A 12,784-nucleotide genomic window follows, 5' to 3' on the forward strand; every position below is an offset into this window, starting at 1 on the left:
ATACCAAGTAACATAATCTTGCCTTATAGTTGCATAACTATGCAATCTATCTACTTTTTGTAGATGTCATTCCTTTTAGCCACTTTTACAACCAAAACAACAAATTCTTGATCATGAATCTCTGCTAAAATACGATACTTGCCTACTCTGTATCTCCAATATGTTTGCAGATTTCCTTCTAGAGCCTTGCCCCAGATTCTAACGTCACTTGCGCCCTGAATATGAGTTTCTAGCCATTTTAAGATAATTTTTTGAACTGATTTATCTAATTTTCTAAATTTTTTGAATCCAACATCAGAAAACTTCCATGAAAATTTACTCATCCTCAGTACCAAAAACTTCTCTCATAACCTCTGAACGTGCGACCGTTCCCCTCATTTTTTTGGTCTCTGCCACACAGTCAGCATAATCTTCTTGGTCTTCAATCTTTTCTAAAATGGCCGCGCGCATAAATGCAGTGACGTTAGTTCCTGCAAAGTCAGCCATTTTCTTAACCTTTTTGTATTCATTCTCCGGAAAGCGAATAGATGTAACTACCATTGTACGTAACCTCCTAACTACGCTTATTATACTCTTAATAACCTGTAAGGCTTCAATCGTAGTCTAAAAATTAAATGTTTTACTTAAATTAAACCATCCATTTTCTTTTGAGCAATACTATTTTTAGGAACCCTAATTGTGTCAATCTTCTTCGTAAAATATTTACCATAGTTTGCAATTCCGGCATCCCCATCTGCATAGCCCTTGCGACCATCCATCTTTAAGGTGCACCACTGGTGGGTATACTTGTTCTTGTGCACGTGCTTGGCCTTGAAGCCCATTTTATTTAAAACCATTTTCATGGCATCCGCCGTGCCAGCACAAGAATAGCGTCGGGCTATAAAGACACCGTAAGCTTGATTATAGTACGGGCCATGCATGGTGTAATGGTCGCGTTTAGCGAAAAGTGAAATATAATAAGCAGCCATATCAACGCGGGCAAGGAAGCGCTGTACTAAGGGCAATAGCATTGATGTTAATCTGTGAGATTAAAAATGAAACTATCCAAGGAGATTCTGCTTGGCCTGGCGGCCTCGCAAGATCTTAGCCTACCACACACCTGATGAATTATATGAGAGAAGATTGAATCGCATCCATCAGATCAAGTAGGGTGTTCAACTTTATTCTACAATTTACTAATTTATTATTTTACTTAAATTTATTTTTAGAAAATTGGCTAAGTCATTAATTTGTTCATTAGCACCCTTTTCATACATAATTGCATTGTCAAAATTAAGGGTATTTTTTGGCAAGTTTAATAAGTTATAATCGTTAGCTGGAAAGAGCTTTTTGGCAATATACTGGTTAGTTAAGGCCATTCCTTTATGTCCAAGAGATATTGCAGTGTTTATAGCGTCAATTACAGATTCAACCTGAATAGCTTTAGTTATATGAATTCCTACCTCATTGAATCGCTTATTAATATAATCTTGAACTCCAGCTGAATTTTCAAAAAGAACAAAAGTACTTTCTTTCATACCGTCAAGATATTTGGAAATAAAGGGCAAAAATTGTTGATGCCTATCATAAATTTGACAATGACTAGAAATGAAAACATAAACTGGATTACGTGGTAAAGCAAGAGTAATTAAACTACTATCAATATACTTGCGTCCAATAATTAAATCAAAGTGATGGTTGGCAATAATTTTAATGGTTGACTCTGCAATGGGACTGCTTGATAAATTAAAATAAAAGTCAGAATCTTCTTGACTGTGTCTAGTTAAAATATCAAGCACTATTGGATACAAGAATGGATTAGTGACCAGAATATTCAACGCACGTTCTTGATTAGCTTTGTCTTGTAATAAAGCTTTTTTTAAATCTAATTTAGCTTCATGGATTATTTGTAAATGTTCTAACACTAGAAGCCCACTTTTTGTGAGAGTAATCGGAGTTTCTTTACGATTAACTAAAACTGTATCGTATTCTTTTTCGGCTTTTTTCAGTACCTTGGAAATATAAGGCTGACTAAAATATAATTTATTGGCGATTTCTGAGAGTGTAGACGAATAATTACAGGCTTGCAGGATTATGTAGAGAAGATTATTGTTCATTTTAGTATTTCTATTTAGTTATACTTAATAACTTAAAAAGTATTAGTCTTAGCATTTGACTGCCTCTATAATAACATATAAGTTAACTAGAAATGAGCTTTATAAGAAGAGGTAAATAAAATGACAAATCGAATCACAAAATTGTTAGGAGTTAAAAAGCCAATTATTCAAGCCTCAATGGCATATTTAACTAACGCAAAATTAGTGGCTGCCGTTTCTAACGCGGGTGGTTTTGGTGTTTTAGCGATGGTAGCTCCAGGTCAAGATCATTTTGCCCCAGATATTCCTACAAGAATAAAGGAATTAAGAGCAGAAGTTAAAAAGGCTAAAACTTTAACTGATAAACCTTTTGGTTTGAATGTTTCACCATTTGGTAGAAAAAAATCGGATGTCGATGCGGCTAGTGGTGCTAGTCAAAGAAAATCTATATCATTAACGGATCAAGCAGAGATGAGTGCAAATGATAAAGGTTATGAAGCGGAATATGATATTAGCGTTGATCAAATGACTGAGGGGATTTTACAAGTTGCGATCGATGAAAGTATTAAAACCGTTATTGGTAGCGGTGTGTTAGTTCCTGAATGGGTTGACAGATTTCATGAAAATGGGATTAAATATATTTTTCGTCCAGGCACGCCACGACCTAAGATTATTCAGGCAGCGGTTCAGGCAGGTGTGGATGCTATTATTGCGACTGGTTTTGATGAAGGAGGGACAGTACCAGCTAAGGTAGTCGGTACTTTACCAACCATTCCAATGGTGAAAGATTATTCAGACGATGTACCAGTAATTGCAGCCGGTGGGATTACAGATAAAAGAACTGCCAAGGCTGTCAGAGATTTAGGTGCTGAAGGAATTTATGCTGGTACAGCTTTCTTAGCTTCCGAAGAAGCACCAATGGCGGATAATATTAAGCAAAAAATGCTTGAAACTACTGCTGAAGATATGGTGATGTTTAGAGCACCTAATAGTTTTTATCGTTCACTGCCTGGTGAATTACCAAATAAATTAATGAAAATGGATAAAGATGGTGCAACTGCCGATGAGATTTGGATTGCTTCTGGTAATTATGATAATTTACGGCAAGGGATGCTCGTGGGTGATTTGAGTAAAGGTATTGCTTCTTTCGGCTTAGGAATTACATTCATTCATGCCATTGAACCGGCAGCTCAGATCGTTGATCGTTTAGATAATGGCTTCAATTCTTAATAATGAAAATACTATGCAAACAAAAAAATCCCAGTTCACAGAACAATGTCATTAAGTTAGGACATTAGGAAAAGTTAGGACGGGTCTTTTAAGGCATTTATCGAATCAAACTTATTTGATAAGTGCTTTTTTTGTAGCACAAATAAGCTATATAGTGATAGCTCTTTTGAATCAACTTAAGTAGTCAAGCAATATGGAAAAATACGGTCATAAAGATATGATTACTAGTTGACCAACGCCTCCTTCGTGCTCAGGTCGGACACCGGTTGGCTGGGTGGGCTAATTAGAGAAATAAGCAAAAAGCGTCCTGTGGCTAGATTTGATACAGCCGCTAGGAACGCTTTTTGAGTTTTTGATTATTTTAATATAATCGGATCATCCGAATTCTTTTTAACGATTATTACTTTCTCTTTTAACTTGGGATAATATAAATATTTTTCTTTATTCGTAATTATCATAGTTCCGCTAATGCCTTTTTTGGGCTTTAACATGTATACATTATCACTTGTTTCTATATAGGTTCCGCGATCAAATTCCTTGCCCTGAAAATAAAGTCGATAATAATTTTTTTGGAATAATCCCAAAGCAATCATTACATTATCATTTCCTGCAGCCGCATGATAAGAAAAAGATCCTACTACGGTGGGGGGCCTTTTAGTGGCATCGTGATAGAAAAACAACGTGATGACAAGTAGAACGCTCAATATAAAGGTACTGATTTTATAGGGATTCTTGCGCATGATTATTTCCTCCGCCCACGATGGACTAGCCTATAAAAGGCTGTTGTTAAAAAGAGCACCAAGCCGCGGCCCGATGCTCAATAAAAATATTATAGAATTCATAAAAGAGTCAGTTCACAAGGAGGTCAACCGAACTTCACTAAACTTGCGGATAATTTTTCAATCCTCTCCTATCAATGCCTCTTTGAGAAGCTGAGAAACCATAATTGGCCAAAAATGAAGGCCAAAATGGTTGCAAACAATGTACTTAAAAAATCTTTATTTGTTTCCATAAATTCACCTCGATCTTAAAATTTAGATAGTATTAAAAATTAATTAGATTATACTAAATAAATGTTGGACTGTCCACATAAAAGGCGTCATTAAATGTCTCAATATCGCTGACCCTGGTAAATATCCAATTACAATAATAATCAATTAATATATATCATTTGACGAAAAGCATGTTGCCTGATGCCCAAAAAATATAAAAAAACAGAATAACACAAACTATTAGAGCCAATAGCCCGCCCAAAATCAGGCTTATAATAGAATTAATATGTTTGCGTTGAAAAAACGTCGTAAATAAGTCCCCTAAAGTTAGCCAATGACAACATAAAACACCAACGCTTAATTCCATAAGCTTGAAAAGCGGTAAGATTAAAACCACCAAGAATTCGCATAGTGTAATGAGCCATAAAATCTTATACTCACGAGTTAGTATTTGTTGTTCTTTCATCGTAGGCTTGTTTTTAATCATTATTATCGTCAGCTCCAACCTTTATATTGCCGAGATTGAACCTTAAACATTCTTCCTGCTTTAAAAACACCAACTTTTTGCATCCCGGTTAATGCTTGAAGCGTTCGGTTTGATCATAAGTCCCCTTTTCTTTACCACTATTATAAACTTGTTCGGCTGCTAAAACGCTTAATTTACCGCTTCTTTACTAAAACCAAGTGCAAGAGTGCTGGCGGAATCCAGCGCTTTATGACACAAGAATGCGCTATAATAGTAGGAAACAATCAAACGATTTTTACGTGAGGTTATATTATATGAAGCTTTCTACCAAAATTTGTGCGGGACTGGCAGCATTCGTGCTCGCCGCCAGCCCACTTCTAACCACCTTCAGCACGATTCAACCGGTACAGGCCGCCACCGCCAAGAAGGAGAAGTCCCTGATCAATCTGACTAATGTGGCCTACGTCTATGACGACAAAGGACAAAAAATCAAGGCCCAAAAGGGCCACGAATTGTCCTATTACGTTGCCGATGTTAACGGATACTACCACACCGACCCCGTCGAGACCGAGGGCTACCCCAACCTTGGCACGAAGCTGATTGGCGGCCAGGAATACTACCGCGTGGACAAGGGCCTCTACTTCAATGCCGCCGACATCAAGGAAATCGGGGGCAAGAACATCAAGAAGGGCAAGCTGGTCCTGAACCACAAGTCCCGGCTCTACACCAAGAGCGGCAAGGCCACGTGGCAAACGCTGGCCAAGAACGACATCGTTAGCTACCAGGGCCAGGTCAAGACAACCGAGACCATGCCCAAGTACTTCTACTACCAATATGACATCCCGGCCAGCAAGAAGCTCATCCGCTACCTGCCGACCCGCCAGATTAAGGGCAAGTACTACTACGCCGTGGGCAAAAACCGCTACGTTAACGCCCACAACGTTGCCAGTATCGACGGTGAGGTCGCCCGCTATAATGGCGTAACTACCGCAACCGTTTTAAAGAGTGCCTACACGGAGACCCTAACGAGAGCTAAAACCAAGCACATGTTGAAGAAGGGCCAGAAGATCAAGATTGACCTGGCGGTTGACCCACCATCCGAGGACTTCGACGGCTACGTCTACCGCCTGCATGACTACCCGGACGAATACATCAAGGATGACTTCATTAAGATCAGAATTGACCTGCCTATCACGGTCTACTATGACCTGGCCTACACCACCGTTTCATCTACAGCAGGTGCCGTTAAGCTCTATGATGCCAGCGGCCAGCTAAACGGCCGCAGCATCGCAAGCCGCGACCAAGAGACAATTCCGGTTGATGGCCTCTTCTACATTTGGAATGCGGCCAGCGGCAAGGCCGAACTGTACTACCACTACCTGAACGGTTCCGAGTCCTCCAATACTATTATTAACAGCGACGGTAGCGAAGTTGAACGACCACGCTTTGACAGTCAGAACGGTCAGGTAATCGAGTCCGATGCCGACAAGCTGATGCGGACTAACAGCTTCATCAAGGCCAGCGACGTCAAGTACACGCGGGGCCTTAAACTGACACCAGTCAACACGCCGCAAGAAGCCCAAGCCGACCAGAAGATCGCAACTACTGCAGACAAAGCGGACCTGCAAAAAGAATTCAAACAATCACAGGAATCCAGCAGCAAGCCAAGCCTCGTCAGGTTCACGGACGATTACAAAAACGCACTGGTCAACGCGTCCCTCGTTCTGCGCTCCAACAAGTCGACGGTGGCCCAAGTCAAGGAAGCCACATGGCTGCTCAAGACCACCAGAACGCAGATGACCACGCTCAACTTCCCGCAGTCAAGCTAGGTTCAAATAAGCACAAAGAGACTAACTCCTAATACCAGGAGCTAGTCTCTTTGTTTTGGCCACAATTACTTTACCAATTGCGTTGCGTCAAGCCTTCATGCGTGAAGCAAGAACCACTCACTCACACCCAGGAGCGCGTACATGCTGAGCATAATGATAATGATGGCCCAGATTCTGCGCTTCGTTACCTGCGCCGTCGCCTCGGCCCGCTCTGCATAATTATCTGCCACCAAGGCGGCTACAAGCGTGACGATGCCCCAGGCTGCGAGCACGACCAGGCCACGCGGCGAATGGTCGAAAAGCTTGCTCAAGAAGACTAGGATAAGCTGCGGAACGATCAGGCCGCAGGTCAGCCAGTATTTTTTTACGAAATTATCTGCTTTTTGCATTGTTAACGCCCCTTCCACCAATTATTTTGTAGCACCTATTATATTCTGCTAAATTGCCCAAAACAAGAAATAACGTATTTGCCATTTTTTAGGGAAAAGATTTTGCACAAAAAAGAGGCCAATACCTTTTGCATACTAAGTGTTAGGCCCCTGTAAAAAATTATTGAGCTGTTTATTTTGAAATTCACATCAGCGATGATTACGCATCACCGCCGTACTTCTTGCGCAGCTTCAGGTCATACCGTATTGCCAACACGATAATCAGAGTCCAAACCGTGCACAATAAAATCAACGGCCAAACATCCACTACACGCTTAACGTAGATTGCGAAGTTTGATTTCAGTGGGAAGATGAAGTAGCCTACAAGCGCACCCCATGGTAGTAAAAAGGGAATGCAGGATAAAAATATTTCGACTTTTTTAGAGTAGAGCCGTGGCCTATTGAAAATTTCACGTTCATGCCTCTTCACATAGAATGCGGCTATTATTACACAAACTACTAAAATTAACTGCCCAATTTGAAAAATAAGTTTGACAAATTGTTGATTATCGCTCATTGCTGTCGCCTCTTTGAACTATAGAAGAACCAAAATAGCTAGATACATTTGGTCTTTATATTTCTAATCACGATAAATGATTTTTTTAAGTTCCCAATATACTAGCACAAGCACGAATACCTGAATTATTCCGATAGTAATGCTAACGGTATTCAAAGCGGTGAAGTCGCCGCGAATCAGGTAATATGCAACTGCTGGGGCAAAGATTACTCCAAGCGCAATCGGAACAAAGAATTTATTAACAAAGTGAAATTGATTTCTTGCGTAGTACTCTAGCCCAGCAAATAAGAGAACTAGTAAAAGAATAAACCATAACATAATTTTTACCTCTGGCATCTATTCATAATAATTACGGGAAATTAACTAAGAGCGCTCTTCCGTTTATTCCTAAATTAATAATACCACGCAAATGTTCTTGAAAGTGTGCAGTTCATTCACATTTGCGAACTTTTTAATAATATATTTATATATTTAATATAAATATTACTATTTATTTAATTAACTGGTTAATATGGAGTATAGTTAGTTATAGTAGGGATCATAAATTTAAGGGAAACAAAGACATGAATGAATTTGGCAAAACCATCCGTGTCCTCCGAATGTCGCGCAAGATGACCCAGCAAGATTTGACTAACAATCTTTTCGACCGCAGTGAGCTTTCCAGAATTGAGCACACCGAATTAACGACAACTTACAAAAATGAAATTGCGCTGATTACGCGTCTAGGACTTACGCCCAATGAGTTTGAGTATATCAGCAACGGTTACCGGGAGAGCACCAAGAATCAGCTTTTACACCGCTTCTTTACTCTAGCCTCAAACAATCAAAAAGCTAAAATCGAGCAATTATTGCAGGATTGCCGCACGGTTAGCAATGATGGTGACATTAAGCGCATTGCCGTCATTCTTAATGCCTTAGCGCTAATTGATGAACCCAACGGAATGATTAAGGCACAAAAATCAATTCGGCCCATCTGGTTTGATTACCTGGCAAAAGTCAAGATTCTCACCATAACCGATATCTATATCCTGAATTCAATGCTGTTTGCCTTTGATTACCAGACCGCTAACGAAATCATTGCGAAAATTATTGCTGCGATTGACACACGGTATCCATTCGAAAAAGCACTAAGGACAAATATTCTAATTAACCAGGCAACAGTTCAAATGCGGGAGCATGAATTTACTCTGGCTGCAAGCAATCTAACTAAGTTGGAGCCGGCGCTCAAGGACCTTGACCAATACCATAAGCTTCTGGTAGTTAAAGCTAGAATTGCAATTTGCAAGCATGATAAGGCTGAGGCTCTGAAGCAGATTGATTTGCTTCGTAAAATCGGTGCCGAGCAGTGGGCCACTAGCCTCGAGCAGGAATTGACGGAATTTTTTTAAATCTAGCGGGCGAGATTGGCCGCTGGAATTGCTAGCGCAAGGGAGCATAAAAATGGAAATTGGTAAATTGCTGCAAAAATACCGTTTGATGCAAGCCAAGACCAAAAGGGCCTGGGCGGGCAACGTGCTTAGTCCGTCTTTTTACGCGCGCGTTGAGCGGGGACAGAATCGGATATCGGTGGAAGATTTGATTGACCTGCTGCATGCCAACGAGGTTTCGGTGATTGAGTTTTTTGAGCAGCTGAATCCACATGACCACCTAATAATGGCACAAGAACGAGCATTTCGCCTTGCTGCTAACAAGGCGTATTATAACGGGGAAAAAGCCGACCTGCTCAAGCTTTATGATAAGGTTATCAAGAGCGAGTTGCCAAACAAGGAAGATCACCGAATGCTGTTGGACATCTACCTAGCCATTAACGACGATGATTATGCTAGCATTGATTCCGCTACTCTGAAAAAACTAAAGGAACGAATCTTTGTTGCCGACAGTTTTGATGTTGACATTCTTAAACTTTACTGCAACTGTATAGCTTTCTACAACCTAGACAATAATTTAATCATTGCTAAACGCGCTGTCACGCAGTTTAAAGACAATGATTCGGTTACTATTCAAAAATATATTCTGGGAATAATAAATAACATTTTGATCTTTTGTATTAAGGGACACCGCAACCAAGAGGCACAGTTCTTTATCGACAGTGGCGAAGAAATTGCTACTACGCCAGAAACATACTTCTATAAAAACCTGCTGTTGTTCTTTACAAGCCTGCTTAATTATCGCAAAAAGCCAGAAGAAGGTTACTTGGATCAGTGCCGTGACGTTATCCGCAATGTTGCCCAGTCAGGCATGACCGAATACAGTAAAGGGCTTGAAGATTTTCTCGCCAAAAATAAATAATTTATCGATATATTTTTAAAACTAGCATATTTGCTCCAAAAGTAGCAAATATGCTAGTTTGGCATTTGCTTAATAAAAAGTGGTTATTATAGCTGTATAAAAGTTAACTTTTATAGTTTTTTAATTGTGAGGTGACAACAATGTATGAGTTACTACGTTCAATTATTATAATTATTATGAATAGATACAACAAGAAATAATAAATTTTACTTAGGAGGAATAAATTATGAAAGAATAAGATTCATTGATTTTATAATGTAGTTTTTAGATAAAAATTATAATAAAGTTAGATTTGATATAACGAGGTAACTAAAATGAAAAAATCAATTAAAGTCTTAAGTGAAGCTGCTGCTGTTTTAAGCTTGATCGCGCCAGTTGCAATCTCAACTATTAGTCAAGTATCCGCAGCTACAGTAGAACAAGGATCTTCTCAAAAATCTGTACCGTCGCAAATTACTGGAGAAATAGGAAATTCACAATTTACGCAGCAGACGGCAAATCAAATTGATAAATACGTTAAAGTGCAAGATAATCAATACGTTTTGGATCCAAGTGTCAAGGATATTTTAAGTCCACTGCAATATGATACAATTAAAAATCAAATTGAAACAACTAATGAAAATGTCAAGCGAACTCATGCTACCATTGCTAGCGATAAATCATACAGTACTGGTTCTCTAGTAAGGAGTGGTGTCCACTATACATACAAAGATTTTGTTTGGGGAACACGTTACTATTTCAGAAGTAATAGGGCTGTTTATGATATGGACCACGATTTAGAAACTGCACAAGTTGTAGGGGGTGCCCTTTCGTTGGGCATTCTTTCAGCATATTATGCAAAAATTGAAAGTGATTTAAATTACATGAATAATACTCACCCCCACAATTACTTATACATGGATATCAATAAGTGGATAGGAACCTATACTATTGGAGTTTTATAATAATTAATGAGGTAAAATTATGTTATGGTTTATTCTTTTACTAGTTTTCTTATTTGCAGGGCTAGAATATCATGAACAAGATCAATTTCACTTTGTTAATAAGTTCTTTATTCCAATTGCACTTGGGATAATCTTTGCCCCAGCAATTGCATATTACCTGATTCGCGGCGACTTCACCGCTTTGAATATCGTTAGCATTACTATAGGAGTAATTCAGGTATTCGTGCTTATGCTGTTATATTGGGGAATTAAAAAATTCATTTTTAATGATTCAAAACATAGATAGTTCTAAACGTCCAATTTATAGGGTATTCCATAACAGCTAGACACTGTATGCTAAGTTATTTATTTAGATATGAAGTGCTACTAAAAAGTTAGATATTTTAACATTAAGCAACAATTGATACACGATTCCGATATTTAATCGAAGTCGTATATTTTGTTACATAATTCAGTAATTAAAACAAATTTCATTGACTCTCAATCATTACTGCTTATATGCTTTTATAATATTTTGATTTATTATCATGCTAGCATATAGCTTGTGCTATTTTCTTGACTACAATCTTAGCTCTTTTAGCTTAATATGGGATATGGGCAACCAGGCAGTTCGAATTTAGCTGCTCAAAAAACTCAATCACCGAAACCTCGTTGGCATGCAGCAGGTCAATCAAATCTTCCACCGATATCCGATTCTGTCCCCGCTCAACGCGCGCGTAAAAAGACGGACTAAGCACGTTGCCCGCCCAGGCCCTTTTGGTCTTGGCTTGCATCAAACGGTATTTTTGCAGCAATTTACCAATTTCCATTTTTATGCTCCCTTGCGCTAGCAATTCCAGCGGCCAATCTCGCCCGCTAGATTTAAAAAAATTCCGTCAATTCCTGCTCGAGGCTAGTGGCCCACTGCTCGGCACCGATTTTACGAAGCAAATCAATCTGCTTCAGAGCCTCAGCCTTATCATGCTTGCAAATTGCAATTCTAGCTTTAACTACCAGAAGCTTATGGTATTGGTCAAGGTCCTTGAGCGCCGGCTCCAACTTAGTTTGATTGTTTGTAACACAGAGTAAATTCATGCTCCCGCATTTGAACTGTTGCCTGGTTAATTAAAATATTAGTTCTTAGTGCTTTTTCGAATGGATACCGTGTGTCAATCGCAGCAATAATTTCGTTAGCGGTCTGGTAATCAAAGGCAAACAGCATTGAATTCAGGATATAGATATCGGTTATGGTGAGAATCTTGACTTTTGCCAGGTAATCAAACCAGATGGGTCGAATTGATTTTTGTGCCTTAATCATTCCGTTGGGTTCATCAATTAGCGCTAAGGCATTAAGAATGACGGCAATGCGCTTAATGTCACCATCATTGCTAACCGTGCGGCAATCCTGCAATAATTGCTCAATTTTAGCTTTTCGATTGTTTGTACACAGACTAAAGAAGCGGTGCAAAAGCTGATTCTTGGTGCTCTCCTGGTAACCGTTGCTGATATATTCAAACTCATTGGGCGTAAGTCCCAGCCGCGTAATCAGTGCAATTTCATTTTTGTAAGTTGTCGTTAATTCGGTGTGCTCAATTCTGGAAAGCTCACTGCGGTCGAAAAGATTGTTAGTCAAATCTTGCTGGGTCATCTTGCGCGACATTCGGAGGGCACGGATGGTTTTGCCAAAGCTACTCATATAGACAAATCCTTTCATAATATTATTTTTTTGTGAAAAACTCAATAATAATGTCATAAAGTTCCTGATTGTGAATAATATGCACACACTTACTGCTAAATACATGATACTATGAATTAATAAATTTTATTTAAATGATAATGTTAGAATCTATTTTTAATAAGTTAATGTTAGTATAACTTTTTTTGTAGAAAGGCTGTTAGACTGAAGTTTAACTTTCGTGATTCACTTCAATCTGACGGCTTTTTATTTTCTTATTGGATTATGAGGCGGTTACCATGTCATTAATTAGTTTGCAGTTTAAACGAGTGCTTAAGAGCAAGTTCATTTGGATCAGTA

General features: G+C 39.0%; 18 protein-coding genes. 6 read left to right on the top strand and 12 right to left on the bottom strand.

Annotation, left to right across the window (positions count from 1 at the left end):
• Positions 1-50: 50 nt before the first annotated feature.
• The 4 genes from AC2JF8_RS06300 to AC2JF8_RS06315 form a co-directional block, all read right to left on the bottom strand.
• Positions 51-323 (bottom strand): type II toxin-antitoxin system RelE family toxin, encoded by a 273-nt coding sequence (locus AC2JF8_RS06300; protein WP_500762124.1) that lies wholly within the window; start codon positions 321-323, stop codon positions 51-53.
• Positions 316-540 (bottom strand): type II toxin-antitoxin system RelB family antitoxin, encoded by a 225-nt coding sequence (gene relB, locus AC2JF8_RS06305; RefSeq protein ID WP_500762126.1) that lies wholly within the window; start codon positions 538-540, stop codon positions 316-318. The genes AC2JF8_RS06300 and relB overlap by 8 nt, the downstream gene beginning before the upstream one ends.
• 83 nt (positions 541-623) lie before the next feature.
• The gene (locus AC2JF8_RS06310; protein WP_500762128.1) at positions 624-968 is read right to left on the bottom strand and encodes a hypothetical protein; all 345 of its coding nucleotides are present in this window, start codon (positions 966-968) and stop codon (positions 624-626) included.
• A gap of 207 nt (positions 969-1,175) precedes the next feature.
• Complete coding sequence (locus AC2JF8_RS06315) at positions 1,176-2,096, bottom strand: LysR family transcriptional regulator (protein WP_500762130.1); 921 nt, start codon at positions 2,094-2,096, stop codon at positions 1,176-1,178.
• 120 nt (positions 2,097-2,216) lie between these two features.
• Between AC2JF8_RS06315 and AC2JF8_RS06320 the strand changes: the two genes are divergently transcribed.
• Positions 2,217-3,305 (top strand): NAD(P)H-dependent flavin oxidoreductase, encoded by a 1,089-nt coding sequence (locus AC2JF8_RS06320; RefSeq protein ID WP_500762132.1) that lies wholly within the window; start codon positions 2,217-2,219, stop codon positions 3,303-3,305.
• Between the two features lie 356 nt (positions 3,306-3,661).
• Here the strand turns inward: AC2JF8_RS06320 and AC2JF8_RS06325 are convergent, their stop codons facing one another.
• Both AC2JF8_RS06325 and AC2JF8_RS06330 read right to left on the bottom strand, forming a co-directional pair.
• Positions 3,662-4,045, bottom strand: a complete 384-nt coding sequence (locus tag AC2JF8_RS06325) for a hypothetical protein (protein ID WP_500762134.1) — start codon at positions 4,043-4,045, stop codon at positions 3,662-3,664.
• Between the two features lie 427 nt (positions 4,046-4,472).
• Positions 4,473-4,763 (bottom strand): hypothetical protein, encoded by a 291-nt coding sequence (locus tag AC2JF8_RS06330; RefSeq protein WP_500762136.1) that lies wholly within the window; start codon positions 4,761-4,763, stop codon positions 4,473-4,475.
• Between the two features lie 314 nt (positions 4,764-5,077).
• Between AC2JF8_RS06330 and AC2JF8_RS06335 the strand changes: the two genes are divergently transcribed.
• On the top strand, positions 5,078-6,592 hold the full coding sequence (locus AC2JF8_RS06335; protein ID WP_500762138.1) for an SLAP domain-containing protein: 1,515 nt from the start codon (positions 5,078-5,080) through the stop codon (positions 6,590-6,592).
• A gap of 95 nt (positions 6,593-6,687) precedes the next feature.
• On the opposite strand, the gene AC2JF8_RS06340 is transcribed toward AC2JF8_RS06335, so the two are convergent.
• The 3 genes from AC2JF8_RS06340 to AC2JF8_RS06350 all read right to left on the bottom strand — a co-directional run bounded on the left by AC2JF8_RS06340 (position 6,688) and on the right by AC2JF8_RS06350 (position 7,873).
• Positions 6,688-6,981 (bottom strand): hypothetical protein, encoded by a 294-nt coding sequence (locus tag AC2JF8_RS06340; RefSeq protein ID WP_500762140.1) that lies wholly within the window; start codon positions 6,979-6,981, stop codon positions 6,688-6,690.
• Positions 6,982-7,180: 199 nt separating this feature from the next.
• A complete protein-coding gene (locus AC2JF8_RS06345; protein ID WP_500762141.1) occupies positions 7,181-7,537 on the bottom strand; it encodes a hypothetical protein in 357 nt (118 codons plus the stop codon).
• A 63-nt stretch (positions 7,538-7,600) separates the two neighbouring features.
• Positions 7,601-7,873, bottom strand: coding sequence for a hypothetical protein (locus tag AC2JF8_RS06350; RefSeq protein WP_500762143.1), 273 nt, complete (start codon positions 7,871-7,873; stop codon positions 7,601-7,603).
• A 227-nt stretch (positions 7,874-8,100) separates the two neighbouring features.
• Between AC2JF8_RS06350 and AC2JF8_RS06355 the strand changes: the two genes are divergently transcribed.
• The 4 genes from AC2JF8_RS06355 to AC2JF8_RS06370 all read left to right on the top strand — a co-directional run bounded on the left by AC2JF8_RS06355 (position 8,101) and on the right by AC2JF8_RS06370 (position 11,056).
• On the top strand, positions 8,101-8,925 hold the full coding sequence (locus AC2JF8_RS06355; RefSeq protein ID WP_500762145.1) for a helix-turn-helix domain-containing protein: 825 nt from the start codon (positions 8,101-8,103) through the stop codon (positions 8,923-8,925).
• A 52-nt stretch (positions 8,926-8,977) separates the two neighbouring features.
• Positions 8,978-9,826 carry a helix-turn-helix domain-containing protein gene (locus AC2JF8_RS06360; protein ID WP_500762147.1) on the top strand — a complete coding sequence of 283 codons (849 nt, stop codon included), beginning with the start codon at positions 8,978-8,980 and terminating at the stop codon, positions 9,824-9,826.
• 314 nt (positions 9,827-10,140) lie between these two features.
• Complete coding sequence (locus tag AC2JF8_RS06365; RefSeq protein ID WP_500762149.1) at positions 10,141-10,770, top strand: hypothetical protein; 630 nt, start codon at positions 10,141-10,143, stop codon at positions 10,768-10,770.
• A 19-nt stretch (positions 10,771-10,789) separates the two neighbouring features.
• Positions 10,790-11,056 carry a hypothetical protein gene (locus tag AC2JF8_RS06370; protein ID WP_500762151.1) on the top strand — a complete coding sequence of 89 codons (267 nt, stop codon included), beginning with the start codon at positions 10,790-10,792 and terminating at the stop codon, positions 11,054-11,056.
• A gap of 295 nt (positions 11,057-11,351) precedes the next feature.
• On the opposite strand, the gene AC2JF8_RS06375 is transcribed toward AC2JF8_RS06370, so the two are convergent.
• Genes AC2JF8_RS06375 through AC2JF8_RS06385 form a run of 3 tightly spaced genes read right to left on the bottom strand, consistent with a single transcriptional unit; the run spans position 11,352 to position 12,445 of the window.
• Positions 11,352-11,579, bottom strand: coding sequence for a helix-turn-helix domain-containing protein (locus AC2JF8_RS06375; RefSeq protein WP_500762153.1), 228 nt, complete (start codon positions 11,577-11,579; stop codon positions 11,352-11,354).
• Positions 11,580-11,631: 52 nt separating this feature from the next.
• Positions 11,632-11,844, bottom strand: a complete 213-nt coding sequence (locus tag AC2JF8_RS06380) for a hypothetical protein (protein WP_500762155.1) — start codon at positions 11,842-11,844, stop codon at positions 11,632-11,634.
• Positions 11,810-12,445: a helix-turn-helix domain-containing protein gene (locus AC2JF8_RS06385; protein ID WP_500762156.1), complete on the bottom strand. Its 636-nt coding sequence runs from the start codon at positions 12,443-12,445 to the stop codon at positions 11,810-11,812. The genes AC2JF8_RS06380 and AC2JF8_RS06385 overlap by 35 nt, the downstream gene beginning before the upstream one ends.
• Positions 12,446-12,784: the final 339 nt, after the last annotated feature.

Source organism: Lactobacillus sp. CA30L, assembly GCF_059900845.1.